16 protein-coding genes are annotated in these 22,298 nt (G+C 58.4%); 7 read left to right on the forward strand and 9 right to left on the reverse strand.

Features of this window, described 5'->3' with window-relative positions:
- Nucleotides 1-16: 16 nt before the first annotated feature.
- The 6 genes from ABI796_RS16640 to ABI796_RS16665 all read right to left on the reverse strand — a co-directional run bounded on the left by ABI796_RS16640 (nucleotide 17) and on the right by ABI796_RS16665 (nucleotide 6,255).
- Nucleotides 17-763 (reverse strand): ThuA domain-containing protein, encoded by a 747-nt coding sequence (locus tag ABI796_RS16640; protein WP_141280818.1) that lies wholly within the window; start codon nucleotides 761-763, stop codon nucleotides 17-19.
- A 1-nt stretch (nucleotide 764) separates the two neighbouring features.
- Nucleotides 765-1,868, reverse strand: a complete 1,104-nt coding sequence (locus ABI796_RS16645; RefSeq protein ID WP_141280816.1) for a Gfo/Idh/MocA family protein — start codon at nucleotides 1,866-1,868, stop codon at nucleotides 765-767.
- Between the two features lie 37 nt (nucleotides 1,869-1,905).
- Nucleotides 1,906-2,805, reverse strand: coding sequence for a carbohydrate ABC transporter permease (locus ABI796_RS16650; protein WP_141280814.1), 900 nt, complete (start codon nucleotides 2,803-2,805; stop codon nucleotides 1,906-1,908).
- Entirely contained in the window at nucleotides 2,802-3,743 is a 942-nt protein-coding gene (locus tag ABI796_RS16655) for a carbohydrate ABC transporter permease (protein ID WP_141280812.1), read from the reverse strand. The genes ABI796_RS16650 and ABI796_RS16655 overlap by 4 nt, the downstream gene beginning before the upstream one ends.
- 2 nt (nucleotides 3,744-3,745) lie before the next feature.
- Entirely contained in the window at nucleotides 3,746-5,059 is a 1,314-nt protein-coding gene (locus ABI796_RS16660; protein WP_141280810.1) for an ABC transporter substrate-binding protein, read from the reverse strand.
- A gap of 200 nt (nucleotides 5,060-5,259) precedes the next feature.
- Nucleotides 5,260-6,255, reverse strand: coding sequence for a LacI family DNA-binding transcriptional regulator (locus ABI796_RS16665; RefSeq protein WP_141280808.1), 996 nt, complete (start codon nucleotides 6,253-6,255; stop codon nucleotides 5,260-5,262).
- Nucleotides 6,256-7,250: 995 nt separating this feature from the next.
- On the opposite strand from ABI796_RS16665, the gene ABI796_RS16670 reads away from it, so the two are divergent.
- Nucleotides 7,251-8,078 carry a TIR domain-containing protein gene (locus tag ABI796_RS16670; protein WP_170224842.1) on the forward strand — a complete coding sequence of 276 codons (828 nt, stop codon included), beginning with the start codon at nucleotides 7,251-7,253 and terminating at the stop codon, nucleotides 8,076-8,078.
- Between the two features lie 475 nt (nucleotides 8,079-8,553).
- Here the strand turns inward: ABI796_RS16670 and ABI796_RS16675 are convergent, their stop codons facing one another.
- The gene (locus tag ABI796_RS16675; protein ID WP_141280804.1) at nucleotides 8,554-8,736 is read right to left on the reverse strand and encodes a hypothetical protein; all 183 of its coding nucleotides are present in this window, start codon (nucleotides 8,734-8,736) and stop codon (nucleotides 8,554-8,556) included.
- A gap of 251 nt (nucleotides 8,737-8,987) precedes the next feature.
- On the opposite strand from ABI796_RS16675, the gene ABI796_RS16680 reads away from it, so the two are divergent.
- The 3 genes from ABI796_RS16680 (at nucleotide 8,988) to ABI796_RS16690 (ending at nucleotide 12,804) form a co-directional block, all read left to right on the forward strand.
- On the forward strand, nucleotides 8,988-11,165 hold the full coding sequence (locus ABI796_RS16680) for a DEAD/DEAH box helicase (RefSeq protein ID WP_141280802.1): 2,178 nt from the start codon (nucleotides 8,988-8,990) through the stop codon (nucleotides 11,163-11,165).
- Nucleotides 11,140-11,823 (forward strand): DUF2290 domain-containing protein, encoded by a 684-nt coding sequence (locus ABI796_RS16685; protein WP_141280800.1) that lies wholly within the window; start codon nucleotides 11,140-11,142, stop codon nucleotides 11,821-11,823. Before ABI796_RS16680 ends, ABI796_RS16685 begins: the two co-directional genes overlap by 26 nt.
- Before the next feature lie 567 nt (nucleotides 11,824-12,390).
- The gene (locus ABI796_RS16690) at nucleotides 12,391-12,804 is read left to right on the forward strand and encodes a hypothetical protein (RefSeq protein WP_141280798.1); all 414 of its coding nucleotides are present in this window, start codon (nucleotides 12,391-12,393) and stop codon (nucleotides 12,802-12,804) included.
- Between the two features lie 105 nt (nucleotides 12,805-12,909).
- On the opposite strand, the gene ABI796_RS16695 is transcribed toward ABI796_RS16690, so the two are convergent.
- The gene (locus ABI796_RS16695; protein WP_141280796.1) at nucleotides 12,910-15,432 is read right to left on the reverse strand and encodes a DEAD/DEAH box helicase; all 2,523 of its coding nucleotides are present in this window, start codon (nucleotides 15,430-15,432) and stop codon (nucleotides 12,910-12,912) included.
- Nucleotides 15,433-15,435: 3 nt separating this feature from the next.
- On the reverse strand, nucleotides 15,436-17,379 hold the full coding sequence (locus tag ABI796_RS16700) for a site-specific DNA-methyltransferase (protein WP_141280794.1): 1,944 nt from the start codon (nucleotides 17,377-17,379) through the stop codon (nucleotides 15,436-15,438).
- 1,280 nt (nucleotides 17,380-18,659) lie between these two features.
- Here ABI796_RS16700 and ABI796_RS16705 point away from each other — a divergent pair.
- The 3 genes from ABI796_RS16705 to gcl all read left to right on the forward strand — a co-directional run bounded on the left by ABI796_RS16705 (nucleotide 18,660) and on the right by gcl (nucleotide 22,298).
- Nucleotides 18,660-19,463 (forward strand): hydroxypyruvate isomerase family protein, encoded by an 804-nt coding sequence (locus ABI796_RS16705; RefSeq protein ID WP_141280792.1) that lies wholly within the window; start codon nucleotides 18,660-18,662, stop codon nucleotides 19,461-19,463.
- Nucleotides 19,349-20,389, forward strand: coding sequence for a 2-hydroxy-3-oxopropionate reductase (locus ABI796_RS16710; RefSeq protein ID WP_281283966.1), 1,041 nt, complete (start codon nucleotides 19,349-19,351; stop codon nucleotides 20,387-20,389). Before ABI796_RS16705 ends, ABI796_RS16710 begins: the two co-directional genes overlap by 115 nt.
- 133 nt (nucleotides 20,390-20,522) lie before the next feature.
- Nucleotides 20,523-22,298: a glyoxylate carboligase gene (gene gcl / locus ABI796_RS16715; RefSeq protein ID WP_141280790.1), complete on the forward strand. Its 1,776-nt coding sequence runs from the start codon at nucleotides 20,523-20,525 to the stop codon at nucleotides 22,296-22,298.

Raw genomic sequence — 22,298 nt, forward strand, 5'->3', positions numbered from 1 at the left:
GGACACCCTGGACGGGCTAACCCTCGAACCACCCCCGCGCCGGGTTGGACACCTCCGGAGCATCACGGAAAACGCCGGGCTGAGCAACCCAACCCACACCGTTGGCGATGACTTTCTGGATCTGCGGCTGGTGGTACACCGGGTATTCCTGGTCGCCGGGGCTGAAGTAGAAGATCCGGCCCTTGCCGCGGGAGAACGTCACGCCGGAGCGGAACACCTCTCCCCCGGTGAATGAGCTGATGAAGATCAGGTCGTCGGGTTCCGGGATGTCGAACAGTTCGCCGTACATTTCCTGCTGCGGAATGACGATTGGGCTCTCAATTCCAGCCGCGATCGGGTGTGAAGGCTTCACCGTCCACACGAGTTCGCGTTCGCCTTCATTGCGCCACTTCAGCGAGCACGTGGTGCCCAACAATCGAGTGAAAATCTTGGCGAAGTGCCCGGAGTGCAGCACCACCAAGCCCATGCCGCCGAGGACGTGGCGCTGCACGCGCTCCACTACTTCGTCGGAGACCTCCTCGTGAGCAATGTGCCCCCACCAGAGCAGTACGTCGGTTTGCGCCAGGACCTCCTCGGAAAGTCCATGCTCCGGGTCGGCCAAGGTGGCTGTGGTGATGTCGGAGTCCGGGTAAAAGCCGCGGAGACCTGCGGCGATTGCGCCGTGGATCCCCTCCGGGTACATCTCGCCGATGGTCGCGGGCTCGTTGCGGGCCTCGTGAACGGCTTCGTTCCAGACAACAATCTTCAATTTGGAATCAGACATTTCAGAGCACCACTTCACGTTGTTCTAGGGCGGATTTGTAGCAGGCGTCGAGCACCAGGGCGCGGCTGAGGGCCAGTGACCCGTCATGGCTTCCCCACACAGTTTCGCCACCGCGCACGGCGGCAATGAAATCGTCGACGACGGACTGGTGGGCTCGCCCGGGTTCGGCCACCACCTCGAAGTCGGCGTTTTCGCCGTCCTTCTCGGTGAAGACGTGAACATCAGCCACCGGGTTCTCGGAGGCGCCTACTGAGCGCAAGTCCGCTCCGCCGTCGGTCCCGTAAACGGTGAAGTCCATGAGGTCCCGCTCGTCCCGGTACGTGGCCCACCCCGCTTCAAGGATCAAGGTACCGCCGCCTTCCAAACGGATAAACGCTGATGCGAAGTCTTCCACTTCAAATTTATGGCTGGAATTCGAGGCTGTGTAGCGGGCGTTGCCGCCGAGGCCGCGCGGGCCAAGTTCGGAGTGGGTGGACGCGGAGACGGCCAGGACTTTCGGCTCGCCGAGGAGGTGCAGCGAGTAGTCCAGCACGTGGACACCGATATCAGCCAGTGGACCGCCGCCGGCGAGTTCGGGGTTGGTGAACCAGCTGCCCAGCATCGGAATGCCCTGCCTGCGGAGCCAGGATGCTTTGGCGTAGTACGGGCGACCCAGCGTACCGGCGTCGATCACTTCCTTCAGCGCCTGAATGTCACCGCGGCGGCGGTGATTGAACGCGACGTCCAGCACGCGGCCGGCCTTGCGGGCTGCGTCCACCATCTGTTGACCCTCGACGGCGTTGCGCGCCAACGGCTTTTCGCTCAGCACGTGCAGTCCCCGCTCGAGCGACGCAATGGCAATGGGCGCGTGCAGGAACGTGGGCACGGCGACGCTGACGGCGTCGAGACCTTCAAGCTCGATCATGTCTTCCCAGCGGGCGAAGGCATGCGGAATGCTGTATTCCTCCTTCAGCTGGGCAAGGAGCTCGGCCTCCATGCCTGCGACGGCCACAATTTCGACGCCGGGAATGTTGCTGTATGCCTTGAGGTGCTGCTGGCCGGCCCAACCGATGCCCACAACTCCCACCTTGAGGGTTGCGGACGAGGCCTGCTGCTGAATTCTCACGTTGTTCCTGTTCTTTCTGGGTTTACTAGGTTTGGGGTTAGCCCTTGACGGCGCCGGCCGTCATGCCGGAAACGATGCGCTTCTGGCACACGAGCACCAGGATCACCAGCGGGATGGTGATGATCACCGATGCGGCGCTGATGGTGCCCAGGGGTTGGTCGAACTCGCTGGTGCCGCTGAAGAACGCAATCGCGACCGGCACGGGCCGGGCTTCGGGCGAGGTAGTCAGCGTGACGGCCAGAAGGAATTCGTTCCAGACCGAGATGAACACCAGGATCGCGGTCGTCGCCAAGCCCGGGACGGCCAGCGGCAGGATCACCTTGCGGAAGGCGACAAACGGTGTGGCGCCGTCCATGTACGCGGATTCCTCCAGCTCACGCGGGATCTCCTTGAAGAACGACGTCAGCGTGTAAATGGCCAACGGCAAAGCGAATGTCAGCTTCGGGATGATGAGGCCCAGCAAAGTGTCGTACAGGCCGATCTCGCGCCAGATGGAGAACATCGGGGCCGCGATGGCGATGGCCGGGAACGTGGTGACCGAGAGGATCAGCGTCAGGATCATCGCCTTGCGGCGCATCTTCAGCCGGGCCAGCGCATAGGCGGCGAAGGACGCGAACACCAGCGCCACGGTTGTAGTCACGACGGCGATAATCACCGAGTTGCGCAAGGCCAGGAGGAACTCGAGGTTCTGAAAGACCACCAGATAGTTCTCCAGGGTCGGCTGGCTCGGGAAGAGCTCGCCTTGGGACAGGCTCGCTCCCTTCTTAAGGGAGGTGTTCACCAGCCAGTAGAACGGGATGAGCGAGAAAGCCATGACGGCCACCACGAACACCCATACCAGGGGGTGCAGTTTCGATTCCCCACGCAAGCGACGCTTAGGTGCCTTGCCCGCAGTGGCGAGTTCCGGCGTCGGGCGTTCTGCAATCAGTGTGCTCATTGTTCCTCCTTCGCGACGTCGCGGATGTTGCCGCCGGCGAAGCGGACGTAGATGACCGAGACCACCATGACGGTGAGGAAGGTCAGGATGGACAGCGCCGAGCCTTCGCCCACCAGCCGGTTTTCGCGCAGTTGCGTGTAGGCGAGCATGGACATGGATTCGGTGCCGTTGGCGCCGCGGGTGAGGACGAACGGGAGGTCGAAGACGCGTAGGGCGTCCATGGTGCGGAAGATCGCGGCGAGGACGATCGCCGGGCGCAGCAGCGGCAAGGTGATGTTCACGAAGGTCTGCCATTTGCTGGCGCCGTCGAGCTCCGCGGCCTCGTACGTTTCAGCGGAGATGACCTGCAGGCCGGCCAGGATGATGAGCGCCGCGAAGGGCGTGGTCTTCCAGACGTCGGCCATGACGATCACGGCCATCGCGTAGCCGTGCTCACCGAGCCAGACGACGTCGCCGCCCGGCAGGCCCAAGATGGAGAGAACGTTGGTGACCAGGCCCATGTTGGGCTGGAACATCGTTTGCCAGGTGATGGCGCTGACCACGGTGATGATCGCGTACGGCAGCAGAACCACTGTGCGCAGGACGGCGCGGCCCTTGAACGCGAGGTTGAGCAGCAACGCCATGGCCGTGCCGAGGATGAGTTCCAAGCTGACGGAGAGACCCGCGAAGAGGAAGGTCTGGCCGAACGCTGCCCACCACTCTTGGCTTGCCAGGGCGTTGATGTAGTTTTCCAGTCCGACAAAGCGGGACAGGCCGGCGGTGCGGACGCTGTACTGGTTCAGGGAGAGCCAGATCGCGTAGCCGATGGGGACCGCCGCAACCAGGGCCATGATCACCAGCGACGGGGCGGTCATGCGGAACGCGAGCTTGCGCTCGGCGCGGTCGCGGCCGCTTGACTTCGCTGGGCCGCGGCTTGGCGGGATTGTTTTTATGGCCATGACTAGAAGCTCGCCTTGGCGGTGGTGATTTCCTCGGCCATCTTCTGCACGGCTTCCTCAGTGGTGGCGGTGCCGGAGAGGACGGCGTAGACGTTCTTGTAGATCGCCTGCGAGATCTGCGGGTAGACCGGCGAGATCGGGCGCGGCTTGGCACCCTTCACTGAGGCGAGGAGTTCCGTGGCGAACGGCATCTTCTGGAGCACCGCGGCGTCAGAGTAGGCAGCTTCGTTTACGGGTGCCTGGGAGTAGTCCATGGCCACGTGCTTCTGCCAGTCCGGGGTGGTGGCGAAGTCGATGAACGCGACAGCTCCAGCCTGGTTGGTGGAGTGGGCCGAGATCGCCAGGTTCCAGCCGCCCAGCACGCCGGAGGCCTTGCCGCCTTCCCACGCCGGCAGCGGCGCGACCGCGAAGCTGGACGCCAGCGGTGTCGCGTTCAACAACCGGTACACGTGCGGCCAGTTGCGCTGGTATCCGAAGTCTCCGGACTCGTAGGCCAGGCGGGCCGGGTCTTCGTTGTAGGTGAGGACGGCGCGGTCGGCTGAGCCGTTCTTGAGGCCGTCGCTCATGAAGTTCAGGACGTCGCGGGTTTCCTTGGAGTCGATCTTGACGTCGCCCTGTTCGTTGAGCACTTCGCCGCCTGCGCTGTAGAGCATTTCGAGGAAGTTCACTGTGAGGCCCTCGTACTGCTTGCCCTGGTAGACAAAGCCGTTGCCGGGAGCCTTGGCGGCTTCCGCGTAGAGCTGCTGCCAGGACTCGGGCTTGGCCACTTTGTCCTTCTGGTAGTAGATCAATCCGGCGTTGGTGAAGAACGGCGAGCCCCAGTACTTGTCCTGGTACTTGGTGGTTTCCACAGTGGAGGGAATGAGCCGATCCTTGTTGGCCTCCACCAGTTTGGTCTGGTCCAGCAGCCAGCCCTGGGAGGCAAACTCGGAGGTCCAGATCACGTCCGTGATGAAGAGGTCGCACTCCGTGGACTTGCCCTCGAGCCGCTGCACAATCTGCGTGCGGGCTTCATCCGTGGTGGCGCCGATCTCCGTGTACTTGGCCGTGACCTTGCCGTTCGCTTTGGTGAACGCTTCCGCGGTGCCCTTGTAGATGCCGCTCGCGTCCTTGACGCCGCAGATGTTCACGGAACCGCTGGCATTAGCTCCCGACGCCGGATCGGCAGCTGCCGCTTGTTCCGCACCTTGGGGTGCTGCTCCCCCGCCGCACGCGGTAAGGAGGAGGGCTGCTGCTACTGCTGTTGCGGCTCCGAGGCCCTTGCGGTTTCGGGTGGCTTTGTTCTGGAGCGGGAGAGCAGGTCGGTTCAAGTCCACAAGTGGCTCCTTTGGGGTCTGTGGCGGGTGGCGTTCAGTGCGCGATTTGGCTGTCCCGCGCGCTGAGGGTGGCTTCGTTGCCGGTTGTTCTTTTTGGTTCGTGGAATCGATTCCAAACTTGATCAAAAGAATCGGCCTTGCGGCCGTGGAATCGATTCCAAAGTAGTGTGACAGGGACCACTGAAGGCTGTCAACCCTCTTTATTTCGTGGAGTCTCGAATGACGAGTTCGTGCGGGAGGAAGGCTCTTCCCTTGCGATGTGAGCCCTCGACGGTCATTCGTTCGAGGAGTTCAGCGAAGGCCACGAGGCCCATTTCGTACGCCGGCTGGCGGACCGTGGTTAGCTCCGGGACGCACATTTCCGCCTGGGCCGAGTCATCGAAACCGGCCACGGCAATGTCCTCCGGCACCCTTAAGCCCGCGTCCGTGATTTCCCGAACGCAGCCCGCGGCGACCACGTCGGTTCCGCAGAAGATCGCGTCCGGGAGGTCCCTTGTTTCGAGGAGCTTCTTCGTGAGATCACGGCCAGCATGGAATCCGAAGTTGCCTTCGCCGAACAGGACTTGGTCTTCCTTTAAGCCCGCTTCCTTGAGCGCTTGGCGGAACCCTTCTTCGCGCAACCGGCCCGAGCGAGCTCCCCTGTGGGCGAGCATGGCCAGCTTCTTAGCACCGGTGTTGATCAGGTGTTTGGTGATGTCGTAGGCGGCCTGGCGGTCGTCGATCGACACCCCGAATGCTGCCTCGGCGTCGACGATTTCACAGACCTGGACGACGCTCATCTGCTCGGCAACGGTGTTTACGTCGTCGTCCGGCATCGTTGGTGAGAAGATCACCAGTCCGTCCACGGAGCCGTTCCTCAGCATGTCCACGAGCTGCTGCTCGCGATCCAGATCGCCGTCGGTTGCCGCGATGAGGCTGACGTACCCCGAGTCCGCTGCAGCGTCGCCGACACCGCGGAAGACTTCACTGATCACCAACGAGTCCAGGTTTTTAGCGAGGGCGAGGACACGCATTGTGCGGTCTCTTCTTAGGTCTCGCGCCGAGGCCAGAGGACGATAGCTGAGCTGCTTTATGGCGGCGTTGACCTTTTCCTTGGCCGCCTCACTGACAGCAGGGCTCCCGTTCAAAACGCGCGAAACCGTCCCCACGGACACACCCGCCGTTCGGGCGACGTCCTGAACTGTCGGCCGAGCCATTCGATTGTCCTTCCGCGGATGGCGCCTGCCGCCATACTTCTGCCATACCCACCGGCGCTCCTCAGCTTAGCCGGAGTATGGAAACCGACCAGGACTGACGACCGGTCACAGTTCCACCGCTGGTGGGATCGCCGAAAGCAGCCTATGAGTACCAACCTATTGATTGGCTCGGGCCGCGCCAATCAATAGGCGTCATCACGAGTGAACATGCTCCCAATGTCTCGCTAAAGGCGTGAACTCATCCACATTAAGAAAGTCACAATGAGGAAGCTTGCTTGGAAGTCACAAACCCCGGTACAGAATCTTACGGATTCACCGAGGCCTTACGAGAGGCGTCGCGTTAAAGGATACTTTCGCGGGATGGCATTGGCCACGGGCGCCTGCGGTCTATGCGAGTTGCCGGAGGTCCGGAGTCAGCTGCCCCACACAGCGAATGGCTATCAGCAGAACAGAGCCGGCGTGGTGAAAGTCAGCAAACTCCGGGTCTAGGTCGAGCTCTCGAAACCATTGCCCAGATAGATACGCGTCAAGCCCGCGACGTCACGGGCTAACATCGCCCTGACCGGGGTAGTTCAAGTCTCCTGGGGCGGCAACAAGATCCATGTCGTACCAGCCCCAGCCGGCCTGGACCCTGCTGCTTCAGGCACCAGTCCCTTGGTCCGCAGCAACGACGGCGGCTTGCTCTTACGCGCGGGCATCGGTTGCTCCGACATCCGAAGAATCAGGGAGAAGCCAGACCGGATCAGCTTCTCATCGTCAACAAGTACTATCCGAAGCTTGCCGGGCCTCGGAGACGCGTTGAACGGCCGCGTTCGCCAAGCCTTATAGTGGGCCGGCCGAAAACGGACTGTCGACGGCATAAACGTCACCTCCATGCATATGAAGGCGCCACGCCTGTCCCTAAGGTATGTTACGTCCCAAGTAAGAGATGGGCGACTGCGGATATGGTCCGACCGATCCATTGAATGGATATGTACAAGACAAGGTGGAGCGCAATGGCAAACACGGTGGGTTCTGACCGAGACAAAAGGAAAATCTTTGTGGTGCACGGCCGGGACCTTGCTCTACGCGATCAGTTGATAGGTTTTCTGCGCTACATTGACACTTCCCCCATAGGTTGGACTGAGGCTCGCTTCAAGACAGGCCGCCCCTCACCGACAACGCTTGAAATCGTAACCACCGGCCTCAAACTTGCCCAAGCAGTTATCGTCCTGTTCAGCCCGGACGACGAGGCGAAATTGAAAGACGAATATTTGGCGCCTCATGATGGACCAGACGAGCGGCAGCTGACGGGTCAACCCAGACAGAACGTTCTCCTCGAAGCAGGTATGGCGTGGGCTATAGCACCCGAGCGCACAGTGATGGTCCGCGCTGGTCATCCACGTCACATCTCCGACATCGACGGTATTAACTGGATCAACCTCAATAACGACTTTGACAGTCGGAGGAGCTTGGTCGACGCACTAATTAATGCCGAAGTAGACGTCAATGATCGGCTCGACTTGCTTCATCCAGCCAGTGGTAGATTTGACTCAAAAGCAAAACACCCGCAAATTAATTTCGTCTGGGCTTTCAGTTGGCAAAAGAACATGGGCAGATTAGTTTACCGCGGCATTCAGCCGATAACTGACATTCGTGTCCGTTACCACGCTCACGGAGCAAACCATCCCATAGAACAGGAAAGATTAGAACCAGGTGAAAGTATTTCATTACCGCACTTTATTCGTGAAAAGCTGGGTGATGATGTCGAGGAAGACGTTTGGATTTCTTGGTCTGATTCATCCGGACAAGTCCAATATGATTCGGTCAGAGGAACCGTCTAGAAGAGTCGAGGGTACAGCGTCCACGTCCGTGTCGCTCACGTCCTGACTAAAAGGGGTACCGGGGGTGTTATCCATCCGAAGCATGGAGCACCCTTGCTCAGACGATTGGCTAGGGCGTAACCGTAGACGCTGGCCCGGCTGTCCCACATCGGCGAGGCACTCGTGGTTACCACACAAGGCAGCGCCCATGATTTCTATCGCTGCAAAATCGAAGAGCAAGAGTAAAACGCTTCCGGTCCTCAACGACTCCGCAGCCGCTCGCGCTGTGCCGTAAGAAGATCCCGGTCGTTAAGACATCCACGACCAGAGTATCTTGCTTAAGTTCTTGGCACGAGTCGTGAACTCCGGTGCCTAGCACCACGTGCGCTCGACTACAACTGGGAAATCTCGTACCGTGATGTTCGTGACGACAACTTCTAATATGCGCATCATATGGGTACGACGCGATGGTAGTCAGACTCTGCCAGATTCGGCTTTACGCAGACGTGTAGGAGTCGAAGACAATGCCGTCGAAGTCGAGACGAAGACCGTTGGCAGGTGGGGCGATGTCTCCATTGCCGCGGGCGCCCGCGATGAGTTTGGTTCGGTTCTCCCCCTGCTGATCTTGGGATACGAGGTGCTCCCGCCCGAAGGTAAGGTCTTTCTGCTGGAAAATCACTAATCACCCGGTTCATCCCGCTCACACGCCTTCGGACAAGAGGCCCGTACGGACGAATCCGACGTTTCCGCAGCTCACGTCTGGTTTTTGTCGAACAGCAATGTCTTCGCATCGTCGGCTGGAACTCGCACCGGGATCCCTTGCAACTGTAGGTTTTGTGCATCTTTATGCATGATTCTCCTAGTTAGGCTGGCAGGGAGTGGAAACGAGTGCCCGAAGCAAGGTGCACTCGACCAGATAAGATTTCACGCATGGTCGTAAATGTCGTTCGAGGTACTAACAGCAAGCCCGTAGCGAGCGATGCTCTCGTGGCATCCTTTTTGGAGCAGCCTCAGCTCGAAGGTGAGCTGATGATTGGTTTTCCAATTTTGGGAGCATCATCAGGTCCATTCTCTGTTGACGCGCTTTACCTGTCGCTGCAGTATGGCCTCATCATTTTCGACCTCATCGAGGGGCCTGACCTCGGCCCATACCAAGACCGGCAGGACGACGCCGTTCGCCTTCTCAGTTCCAAGCTCTTGCAGCACAAGAACCTGGCCAAGAAGAACCGACTGAGAATCGACATTGAAGCGATCTCTTTCGCTCCTGGCGTGCCACGGCTTGGGCTCAGCGGACTGGATTCCGAATATGCCGTAACCGACGGCACCGACTTACTGCAGGTTGTACAGGAGCTTGACCAGGAACAGATCGACGAAGACCTCTTCTTGGCGACTCTCTCCGCCATCCAGAACATTTCATCACTTCGTCGTTCTCGGAGCCCTCGGATTGTGAAGTCCTCAACTTCTCGGGGCGCAAAGCTGCAGGTTTTGGAAAGCTCCATTGCCACGTTGGATAACATCCAAAATCGCGCCGTCCGGGAGACCATAGAAGGAGTCCAAAGAATACGAGGACTAGCTGGTTCCGGCAAAACCATCGTCCTCGCTTTGAAGGCGGCGTACCTCCACGCCCAGCATCCGGACTGGCGCATCGCAGTTACCTTCAACACCAGATCGCTCAAGGATCAATTCACTCGCCTCATTACAGGTTTCGTAATCGAGCAGACCGGTGAGGAACCAATTTGGGATAACCTACGGATCGTGAACTCGTGGGGCGGCCGAGGTGGACCAGAGCGCTCAGGTATCTACTTCGAATTCTGCGAAGCAAACAAGATTGAATACTGGGACTTTCAGTCGGCAAAACGCGCGTATGGTGCCGACAGCGCCTTTGATGGTGTCTGCACCGCTGCGCTGGCCAATACTGAGACGCCTAAGTCGATGTATGACGCCATACTCGTTGACGAAGCCCAGGATCTACCTCCGAATTTCCTGAAACTCTGCTACTTTTCCTTGACTGAGCCCAGGAGGTTGGTCTACGCGTACGACGAACTACAGAGCCTGTCAGGCTCCGGCCTTCCCTCACCTATAGAAATCTTTGGATTGGACGAGCGTGGAATGCCACGGGTCGACTTTGATGTCGAAGACACGACTATTGGAGCCCGACGAGACATCGTGCTAGAGAAGTGCTACCGAAATTCTCGGCCTGTTCTTGTTACCGCACACGCCCTCGGCTTCGGAATATATCGCCGACCTGCGTCAGATGCCGGAACAGGACTGGTTCAGATGTTTGACCAGCCGCGCCTATGGGAGGACATCGGTTATGAAGTTGTAGACGGGAACCTTCAAGCCGGGACGCAGGTAGCACTACGAAGGACGGAGGAATCGAGCCCGCTATTCCTCGAAAGACACTCACCCCTAGAGGACTTGATTCAATTTCATAACTTCAAGAGCCAAGAGGCGCAAGATACTTGGGTTGCAAATGAAATATCCAAAAATATTAATGAGGATGAGCTGCGTTATGAAGACATCATTGTTATAAATCCAAACCCTCGAACTTCAAGATCCAATCTAAGCCCACTCAGGGCGCGGCTACTGAAAATGGGTATCAACAATCATCTTGCTGGTGTTGATACGTCTCAAGATATATTTTTTAACCATGGAGCCCAATCCATAACCTTCACGGGTATATATCGTGCCAAGGGTAATGAAGCTGGGATGATCTACATAGTAAATGCGCATGAAGGTGACTCTTCCGGTCCCAACTTAGCACTCGTAAGAAACCGGCTCTTTACTGCTATCACCCGGAGCAAGGCATGGGTTAGGGTGATTGGCTTCGGCGACAAAATGGATGACTTGATCAGGGAGTTCGAAATGACAAGGCGAGAGAATTTTAAGCTCCGATTTAAGTATCCGACTGCCGCAGAGCGTGAAGAGTTGAGGATCGTCCACCGGGAGGTAAGCATTGCCGAGGAAACACAAATCAACAGCCGTCGGGAATCAATCAGCGGTTTAATTGATGACCTAGAACGAGGCAGTCTCTACCTACAGGATCTCGACCCTTCCGATCTTGCCAGGTTGTCCAAGCTGCTTGGCAACAATTCTGATGCCAACTGAGCTCGACTCCCGCGAAATTGTGCGGGAAATTAATCGCCTCACCACGGATCTTGTCGCCACGGGGTTGCTCGATGACCAAAACTGGCCGACAGCTAAAACTCACCAAGGCATCGATTACGTGTCTGTGCCAACAAGCGTGGGCAGTGCCGTACTGAAGTACAAGAGCTACGCGAATCTTTACTCAGAGGTTCGCGAAGGCCGAGCCTTCAATTTGCTCTTTCTAGACGGTGCCATGTTGCAGATGGACTATGAGTTTCGAGGAAGCAACATAGTTCGACACCGACTCAGCTTCTTTCCTTCGCCTGACCTGCTCGAATACCAGACGGCCCCTGACACGTATTTCAATGAGCAGCTTTTCTCCGATATCGTGGGCCCTCAGGTTCATCCGGTGGCCCTGCGTTTAGATTTTGATGCCCGTGAAGGGGTATCTCAAAACATACTGCATCCAACGTCGCATATGACACTTGGGCAGTACAGCAACTGCAGAATCCCCATAACGGGCCCCGTCTCTCCCGGCGTCTTTCTTGATTTTATTGTCCGTAGCTTCTATTGGACTCCTTCAGTTACTACTCCGGTCATCATCTCGGATAGTGTCTTCGCCTCTGGCGCCACAATTACTGAAGATGAGCGAAGGGTGCTGCACATCGCTCTTCCCTAATCGGAGCTGAGGTGACTTGCCGCGAATCCGTGGGCTTTTCATGGCTGGGACAACGCGCCCGCGGTTCGAACCATCACCAGCCGGCCGAAGTCACAAGCAAATGAAGCCCAAAGGTGGCCAGCCACACGAGCCCTTCGACTACAGAACCGATGTTTGACGCAGTACGTGCCACTCACCGAAGCCTCGAAGACAGGCACGGACGGCCTTCATAGGATGGCTGGGTGGAAGGTCAAGAGCCAGCACGCTCACGTCCGAATCCCAAACGCGCGACCAGGCACCATCTCCGCGCCCATCCGTCCGGCCTTGGACCGAGCCAAGATCACGCGGTTCAATGTCGCGGCATGCCTCGGAGCACTGGTAACTCCAAGTCCGCCTCGCTTCTTCGACCGCCTTCCAGCGAGCCGTCCACTTCTCCGAGCCTTTGTTCCAGCAGTCGTTGCTTGGAGTCCACAATTGCCAGTTAGTCCCGGCGACAGACGATTGCAAGCGCAGCTTGGGTCTCAGCTTTCCCGATGTTGCTCACTCTCATAGTGGACGGGATGCGATAACAGGACGCAGTATGGAGCCATGAGTTCTCTCGTCGCATTCCTGAAACAGGTCAGCCTCGCAGCCAAAGATACCGAGCTAATAGCCACATTCAACGTCGATGGCAATGTTCCCGCCTCGGGAGCTTACGTTGTAGGTCTTGTCATGGCTACCCCTGATCACTCCCATCAGAGTCGAATAGGAATCGAGTTCATTAACGGGGAAGCAGTTTCCTTCTACTGCTTCCCACATGACGGCTCCGAGGAAAACTTCGATCTGAGCGGTGTTGAGCATTCGGGAAGCTCCATCACCGGGCGGTTTCCTTTGAGTGCAGTCATGGGTACAGGAGAGGGACACCTCGTCACTGCCTTCAGCGAAGCTGACGGGCGAGACTTCCAAGCCAATGTGCCTGTAGAACAATCGTTATGGCCTGAAGGCGACTCATCCCCTCGGTAGGAGGGACTTGAACTAAGGTCGGATGGATCTCAACTGTGTCCAAATCATCCCTGCAGCCGCTTCAGATAACGTCAACGTGGCGGCACCTATAGACCGATCCTCGACTCAAAAGTTCGTAGTTGCTACAGCCTCTGAGTCCTTCAGAAGGTTGCTCCAGGACCCAGCAGACTGCACATCGTTTTGGTAGCAGATGACATAGCCCCAGTTGCTTCCCTTCCAGTCATCGGATTGAGAAAGAATGTTTACCATCTGTCCAGCTGCTTTGCGTTTCGTTTGTACCTTGTCATCAGTCCTGCCACGTTCGTCCTTGCCTTCGATGATCCACGTTATTCCAGCCCGGTCTTGTGCTACAAAGTCCGGGAAGTAAGATTGCCGAGTTGCATATTCGATAGAAGCGCCTTCGTGTAAATACAGGCGCTTCCACCACAGGATGTCGTCGTTGACGTCGAGCAATCGAGCAATCTTCATCTCGGTCCGGAATGCGTCGAAGCTGGCAGCGTCGAACATACCGCGGTTCCAGCCGGAGTAATGCTGGCCACGAACAAAGTTCGACTCTGTAACATCTGTATGATTCAGGAGCTGTTCACCTATTTCCAGCGGGTAGACGGTGTGCTTGGGGAGCTGTAACTTGGTGATTACAAGCTTGGCAGATGCCGAATTTGCCACCTTGCTAGATTCAAGCAACACGAGGGCTCGCAACTTCTCAGCAGCTGACTTCATACGTCGTACTGTCCATTCTCCACCCGCGTACGTGGCAAACCGCCGGGCTAGGTGCTCCGCTTGAGGAAAGTTCTCCTGGCGGCTAGGACCGGACATAACTCGAGGTATAGACCGGATAACTTGCGTGAGGTTCTCTATGACGCTTTCCGCAGTCTGGGGAAAATCATCGACGTCCGCTTGAGTGACTGGGACAAGATCTACCCGCCCTTTGTCGTCCCTAATAATTAGCCGCTCCCGTGTAAGAACGGCGGTATATCGATCCTTCACATCACGTGCGACGTTCCGAACATCGCGGTCGTCGATGCTTGCAAGGTGGAGGACTGGAGTATCCAAGTGCATCGTTGTCTTCGGGAACTCGAAAGTTCCGTTCCTTACCTGCTTGACCGAAACTGGTTGAGGAGTTTCTACTTCATCGGGGTCACCCAGCGCCCGTACCCTACCTCCCATCCCAGCGACCGCGTCCACCACTGACTCGGTCCCCTCTGAGGACGTAGGGTTAAGCGGTAGAAGTTGCTGGTTGTCCCCCACAACGGAGAAGCTCTGGTTGTTACCTCGGTCCAAGGGGCTATCGGGCGGGTTGATGCGGCTTTCTGACGAAATGTCTAGGGAATCTTGGGCGTCCGCGCTAACCTCGTCCATGTCTCTGCCCGTGTCGAGCCCATGTTGGCGTAAAGCTGCCTCTATCGATTCGTGGCTAAGAATATCCAGCTGATCAACCCACTCTCGATTGGTTATCCTTCCAAAAGGTAGCCGTAGCCCGCGACCGATCATCTGCTGCGTTAAGGTCCCCGATTCAAGCGCGCGCAGGGGGACGATGACTGCGATGTTGCGTACATCCCAGCCCTCGGAAAGCATGGCGACCTGCACAACGGCCCGGACCGGTGATTCAGCCTCCTGCACAGCTTCCAAAGCAGCCTCATCTGAAGCCGACATAGTTTTAGAGTCCACCTGTAGGACCGCCGTATCTGAACCAAAGAAGCTTGAGCTGCGTAGCAATTCAGAAATTTGGGTTGCATGCTCTACGTCCCGACACGTGACCAACATGATTGGGTTAACCTGTGCGGCTTCCGGGTTTTGAGACCTGTGCAGTGCGTACTCGAATGCCTTGCGCTCGAGAAGCTTCTTGGCGTCAGCTAGCTGGCCTCGTTCCGGGTCTCCCTCGTATCCTCCAGGTCGAAGCGCTACAACTGGGATCTTGACGTGTCCTTCATCCACCGCCTGCCTCAAGGTATAGGTGTAGACCACTCTGTCGTTCTTCGCTGGGGTTGCCGTCAATCCGACGCGCGCCGCTGGTTGGAGCCGCTTTAGGGCAGCGTTGTAGACCTTTGCGGAAGGCGAATACAAGTGGGATTCGTCGCAAACCATGAAAAGATCTTTAGCGTCGGTCAGGTATTTCAAGAGCGAAGCACCCAGGGTTTCCTGAGGGCGGGCAGTCTTCAAGGAACGCGCCTTCGCCGACCCCGGGGGCACGTATTCGTCGGTGTCTACGCTGGTGAGAAGATCGATGTTGAGGAGGAACAGCTTAACCCTGTCGGCGTCGCCCAAAGCCTGACCTGTTTCAGAATCATCAAAATTAAAGGGGGTGACAAGATACTTCTCGATTTCACCGCCCTCGATATAGCCTGATGCACCAGGGGTGAAGTTGTTAATTGTCTTGGACCTTACGGTCCGTCCGGGAAGGACAACGAGTAGGTTTCGTACCTCTTGAGCGGCGGCATACTCCAAAAGAGCGGCCATTAGATAGGTCTTTCCTACCCCTGTCGCCATATCGAGCACCAACTCAGAGCTGTCCTCTTGAGTTTCCAGCTCCTGTATGACCTTCCTGAGACCGATCTTATTTGGATCTCGGAGGTCGAAGCGAGCTGCGATGTCAGCCAGTTGGCGCCCGTCGTAATCAATAAGCGGCATGCCTTAAGCCTCCTGCGGGTTGAACTTGAAGAGATCGTGAGGGACGAGCAGAATCCGACTCCCCGGGGAACGGCGTCTTAATTCACGATCTACGCCTGGATCAGTGTCGTAGCAGGCGAGCGTTCCGGTGTCACCCTCGGGGATGTTGAAAAGAAGTTCTTCCAACTTCGGCATTGTAAGGATTCCTTCCACGACGGCGAGGCGACTTCTGCCTTTGACTCCAACGAACCATGGATCATCGGGCGTGAGCCTGTAGCGAAGATGGGCAGCAATAGATCGTGCCAGAACATCCCCTGAAGCCTGTGGCGTAGTGAACATGTCTAAACGTCCATATTCATCTGTCTCCACCTCCACCCATTCCGGAGACAGACGTGCGACATCGAAACCGCCGCCGCCATGCCAGACTTGGGTTCGGATAGTCCTCGTTCTCGTTAATTCACGCATGGCTTCGACAGACGATTGGTCAAAGGAGATTCCCTCTTCCGCCGCGATTCTGAGTAGTCGTCCCAAGACAAGGTTGAAACTTCGGGCCTCCTTGAGCGTTGTATTGCCAGGCAGCGGAACCTCTTTTGTATGGGTTTCTAGAATTGTTGCACCCCCCATATCCGTACCGGCTATAACCTTTTCCAGCCGAGGACGGATGTGCTTTTCAACCGTGGAGTCGAGGAGCTCACAAGTAACCCAGCGACGACCGAGCTTATGTGCAACGGAAGCGGTAGTTCCCGATCCGCCAAAACAATCAAGAACTATTTCTCCGGGTTCAGTGGCTACACGAATAATCCGCGCCAGGAGGCGCTCTGGCTTCGGCGTAGGAAAAGCTGGTTCGCCTGGGAAGAGTGCTTTGACTTCTGCTTTTGCCTCACGATTATGGCCAACTTCTTCGTTGGTCCACCAGGTGCGCGGGTTGCTGCCTTGTAGAGGAATATAGGCTTTGCGGCCTAGCGTTCCGCCTTGACGGATGATGATCTCGGGCCAGCTGCCCGCAGCTCGTCTTTCTTCGACTTTTATGCGGGCCTCTTCCAACGGGACGTCCAGGACGAGAGCGTACACGTCATCACTTGTTTTCTCAGGGGGCACACCCTCATGTTTTGCCCGATACTCAGCGTCATGGAGGTTCTCCTTCCGATAAGGAGCCCATTCATTTAGCGAGGCTAAGATCCTATCCTGGCTGTACCTCCAGCTTGCGCTGGTGCCGGGACGAACGAGCTCTCCAGTTATTGGGTTTTGAATGGCGTAGCACATCCCACCCTTGCCATCCCCGTGATTAGCTGTTGGATTGTCATCCCACCAAGGACCATCCGGATCGTTGTCTGGATTGGTGAAGCGCTCGTTGTCCTCGTCGGTACGCTCAGAGCGCTTCGGTGCGAATGCGGCGGTTTTTCCGTATACAAGGATGACGTCCTGGTCCGTCGAAAACCCGGTGCCCCGTCGGGGAGAATCGGACTTTTGCCACACAACCTCTGCTGCGAATTTGTCGGCCCCGAAAACCTCATCGAGAAGGCACCGCATTCTATGATTCTCGTCATAATTCAAATGCACCCAAATTGAGCCGTCATCACTCAACAGTGTGCGGAGCATAGTCAACCGATCTCGCATCATGGTCAACCAGACCGAATGCTCAAGGTTGTCCTCGTAGTGGGAGAAGGACTTCTCAGTGTTGAAAGGCGGATCTATATATACGCACTTGACCTTCCGAACGTAACGCTCGGCGAGTTCAGGCACCCGTGTCAAAGCCTCCAAAACATCTCCGGACTCTCCCCTGACAAGTAGGTTGTCATGAACGCCACCGTCACTGCGGTCACCCACGTGTTCCTCGTCGATCAGGTAGTGGGTCTGGCACGCCCGAGGATCTGCGCGGTCCACCCATGTGTAGCTGTACTTGCCAGTCTCAGCTGGAATGAGCGCCCGGTCCTTGTTCCACCATGTCAGTTCGAGTCGTCCCGCCATCTAGGGCGCAGCTCCTTCCGGCGGGCGCCGAAAGCTGCCCGTTAGTGTGTGAGAGAGTAACCATTGAATTCTTCCATGGCGGAACCAGTGTATCGACGCGCCCTAAGATGCCCCTTGGATGGGGCGACGTGCCAGCCGTGACCGCGACAGGGAAGGGTAACGGCGAGCGGGCTATCAGGCTGGTTGCGAGCGGCTGAGCAGAGTGCTGCGGCGGCGAGGTCAGCGACTGGGCCTGCTCTGGCGTGTGGGGTTAATTGGATTTGTTGTTTGCCTACCTAGCGGCAACCTGTTCTGGTCAGAATAGGGGAGGTCATGCTGATACCTTTCGGAGAACAATGAAGCTGCACACGGCGACTGCGCGCATTCCACGAAGGCATCCCCCAGAATCCATGAGCGGTGATCATTTCAGTCAACCGGCAATGATTTCATTGAGGGGCTCTAATGATTCAGGAACAGTTATGACGCTGGCGTCACTTCAGAGGATTTGAGCGATTCTGCCACCACCCTTGCCCTGCCCGATCGAGACTAAACCAAGACCAGCGCTCACGTCGGTATGACTAGAAAGCCGATAAAAACGCATATGTCGTGTAAGAGCCTGGGCACCTCAGCAGGGGGAGCAGCGCGAGGGGCTTGATTCAGGGCTGGCGGGTGGAGTTTCTTGGTCAGTGGGCCGATGCCCAAAACAGCGCAAGGCTCGCCAGTCCCGCGCGTCCTCTACTCCCGACAAGCAGGCGGGCCGCTCGGCCGCGACAGGACGACCAGCCTCTAACTCGAACTCGTCCGGGACAGAGGCAAGCGCAGCGAACAGTTCCTCGCGCTCCTCTGCCTCAATGGAGGGGGACCGTCCGTCAAGCCGGTTGAAGGCTTTAGCGCAATTACGCCCGACGTCCTCCAGACGCCCCCAGAGATGGACTCGCCTGCCTGGGCGGAGAATGCTTCGAGCACCTCGCTTCGTGTCTTCTTGAATTGCGCCACAGCTTTCTTGAACAGACCAGAACTAATGTGCTCGCGCCCGTCCCAGACGCGGCGCGGATTCTGAGGGTGCTTTGAACGACTGAAACGAAGACCCGCCAGCAGTGCGGCTACATACGTGTAGTACACCAGCTTGGTATCCCAAACCCCCACCTCCCCACCCGCCCCCTTGACTCGCACCCCCACCTTCCCTAAACTTTTCATAAAGCAGAATCTAAATTCCACAAAGCGGAAACTGACGCCAAGCACCAAGGCAGCAGCCAAGCAACCGGAAGATAGATCAAAGCCCCTCCTCGGAAGGACCTACGATGACGTACACAGTGAACTGCTCCATCCTCCTGACGGAGCTGCCCTTGCTCGAGCGCCCCGCCGCCGCGAAGGCAGCCGGTTTTGACGCCGTCGAGTTCTGGTGGCCCTTCGAGACCTCCGTCCCCACCGACGCACAAGTAACAGAGTTTGAAACCGCCATCAAGGACGCCGGTGTTCAGCTCACGGGCCTGAACTTCAACGCTGGCAACATGCCCGGCGGCGACCGCGGCCTGGTTTCCTGGAAGGGACGTTGCTCCGAGTTCAAGGACAACATCGACGTCGTAGCCGGCATCGGTGAGCGCCTGGGATGCAAGGCCTTCAACGCCCTCTACGGCAACCGCCAGGACGAGTTCACCCCTGAAGAGCAGGACGAACTCGCCGCCAAGAACCTCGCCGCAGCAGCAGAAGGCGTCGCCCGCATCGGCGGCACCGTCCTCCTCGAACCGGTCAGCGGCGCACCCAAGTACCCGCTCCTCACCGCCGAAGACGCACTCAAGGTCATCGCCCGCGTCAAGGCAGAATCCGGTGCGCAGAACATCAAGCTCCTCGCCGACTTCTACCACCTGGCAGTCAACGGCGACGACGTCGAATCCGTCATCGAGAACCACGCCAAGGACTTCGGCCACATCCAGATCGCCGACAACCCCGGCCGCGGTGCTCCCGGAACCGGCACGCTCCCCCTCGGCGAATGGATCGCCCGCAGCCGCGAACTCGGCTACGACGGCTACATCGGCCTGGAGTACAAGGAACCGCGGGAATCGGCTTTCAGCTGGGCCATCCGCCAGCGCGCCAACGCCAACTAGCATCCAGCACACCTGAGCTAAAAAAGACTTTCAGAAAGAGAACCACAATGAGCAACGTTGCAGTCATCGGCCTCGGAATCATGGGCCTCCCCATGGCCATCAACCTCGTCAAGGCCGGCCACACGGTCACCGGTTTCAACCGCAGCCAGGACAAGATCGACAAGCTCGTCTCCGAGGGCGGCCAGGGTGCCACGAGCATCGCGGACGCAGTGAAGGACGCCGACGTCGTCATCACCATGGTCCCGGACTCCCCCGATGTTGAGGGTGTAGTCAGCGGCAAGGACGGAGTCTTCGCCAACGCGAAGAAGGGCACCCTCTGGATCGATGCATCCAGCATCCGCCCGGATGTCGCCAAGCGCCTCTCCGACGACGCCGTAGCAGCAGGCATCCGCCCGCTCGACGCTCCCGTCTCCGGTGGCGAACAGGGCGCCATCGACGCCGTCCTGTCCATCATGGTCGGCGGCGAAGCAGCAGACTTCGAGGCAGCACAGGATGTCCTCAACGCAGTGGGCAAGACCATCGTCCACGTCGGCCCGTCCGGCTCCGGCCAGACCGTCAAGGCAGCCAACCAGCTGATCGTAGCCGTCAACATCCAGGTCCTCGGCGAGGCCATCGCCTTCCTCGAGGCCTACGGCGTAGACACCGACGCAGCATTGAAGGTCCTGGGCGGCGGCTTGGCCGGCTCCAAGGTCCTCGACCAGAAGGGTCAGAAGATGCTCGACCGCAACTTCGACCCCGGCTTCCGCCTGGCCCTCCACCACAAGGACCTCGGCATCGTCACCTCCGCAGCCCGCGAAGCCAACGTCGCTGTCCCGCTCGGCGCAGTCGTCGCCCAGCTCGTCGCCGCAACAGTCAACCAGGGCGACGGCGGCCTCGACCACTCGGGCCTCTTCAAGCAGGTCCTCCAGCTCAGCGGCCGCAAGTAAGCACCCCGGCAAAAAGCCGGCAAAGCAACACAAGTAGAGAACCCGCCGTCGTACATAAACGACGGCGGCTCCCTCGCCACACCCAAAAACACCACAGACTTCGCCCGAAAGGGCAAAAAACAAGGAGTACACCATGGCAAAGATGCGCACCGTTGATGCGGCCGTAGCCATCCTGGAAAAGGAAGGCGCAACCGAAGCTTTCGGTCTGCCCGGCGCAGCGATCAACCCCTTCTACTCAGCAATGCGTGCCCACGGCGGCATCCGCCACACGCTGGCCCGCCACGTAGAAGGCGCCAGCCACATGGCCGACGGCTACAGCCGCGCAGCTGATGGCAACATCGGCATCTGCATCGGCACGTCGGGCCCCGCAGGCACGGACATGATCACCGGACTGTACGCAGCCCAGGCTGATTCCATCCCCATGCTCTGCATCACCGGCCAGGCACCCGTTGCCAAGCTGCACAAGGAAGACTTCCAGGCCGTGGACATCGAGTCCATCGCCAAGCCGTTGACCAAGTTCGCCATGACCATTTTGGAGCCGGGCCAGGTTCCCGGCGCGTTCCAGAAGGCCTTCCAGCTGATGCGTTCGGGTCGTCCGGGCCCGGTTCTGTTGGACCTGCCCATCGACGTTCAGATGGCCGAGATCGAGTTCGACATCGACGCCTACGAGCCCCTGCCCATCGAGAAGCCCAAGGCTTCCCGTAAACAGCTGGAAAAGGCACTGGACCTGCTGACCGCAGCCAAGCACCCGCTGATCGTTGCCGGTGGCGGCATCATCAACGCTGGCGCTTCGGCACAGCTGGTTGAGCTGGCCGAGATCCTGAACGTTCCCGTGATCCCCACCCTGATGGGCTGGGGCGCCATCCCGGACGACCACCAGCTGATGGCCGGCATGGTTGGCCTGCAGACCTCGCACCGCTACGGCAACGAGACGTTCCTGCAGAGCGACTTCGTGATCGGCATCGGCAACCGTTGGGCCAACCGCCACACCGGCGGACTGGACACCTACACGGCCGGCCGCAAGTTCGTGCACATCGACATCGAGCCGACGCAGATCGGTCGCGTTTTCTCCCCGGACTTGGGCATTGCGTCCGACGCCGGTGCGGCGCTGGACGGTCTGTTGGAGCTGGCTCGCGAACGCCAGGCTGCAAAGACCCTGCCGGACTACTCGGGTTGGGTTGCCGAGTGCCAGGAGCGCAAGGGCTCCCTGCACCGCAAGACCAACTTCGACAACGTGCCCATCAAGCCGCAGCGCGTGTACCAGGAGATGAACAAGGCCTTCGGCCGCGACACCACCTACGTGTCCACCATCGGCCTCTCGCAGATCGCCGGCGCACAGATGCTGCACGTGTTCGGTGCCCGCAAGTGGATCAACGCAGGCCAGGCCGGCCCGCTGGGTTGGACCGCTCCGGCAGCACTCGGTGTAGTGAGGGGAACCCCGGACGCCACCGTTGTTGCCCTGTCCGGTGACTACGACTTCCAGTTCATGATCGAGGAATTGGCCGTTGGCGCACAGTTCAACCTGCCGTACATCCACGTTGTGGTGAACAACAGCTACCTGGGCCTGATCCGTCAGAGCCAGCGCGGCTTCAACATGGAACAGAACGTTTCCTTGGCCTTCGAGAACATCAACTCCCCGGAGACCAACGGCTACGGCGTTGACCACATCAAGGTTGCCGAGGGCTTGGGCGTCAAAGCCATCCGCGTTGAGGACCCGAACGACCTGCCTGCCGCTTTCGACAAGGCCAAGGCACTGATGGGCGAGTTCAAGGTTCCCGTGGTTGTTGAAGTGATCCTGGAAAAGATCACCAACATCTCCATGGGCGTTGAGATCAACGGCGTGAACGAGTTCGAAGAGCTGGCAGAGACCGCGGCGGACGCACCCACCGCGATCCTGACCAAAGCGTAA

This window comes from Paenarthrobacter aurescens, assembly GCF_041549525.1.
Classification (GTDB): Bacteria; Actinomycetota; Actinomycetes; order Actinomycetales; family Micrococcaceae; genus Arthrobacter; species Arthrobacter aurescens.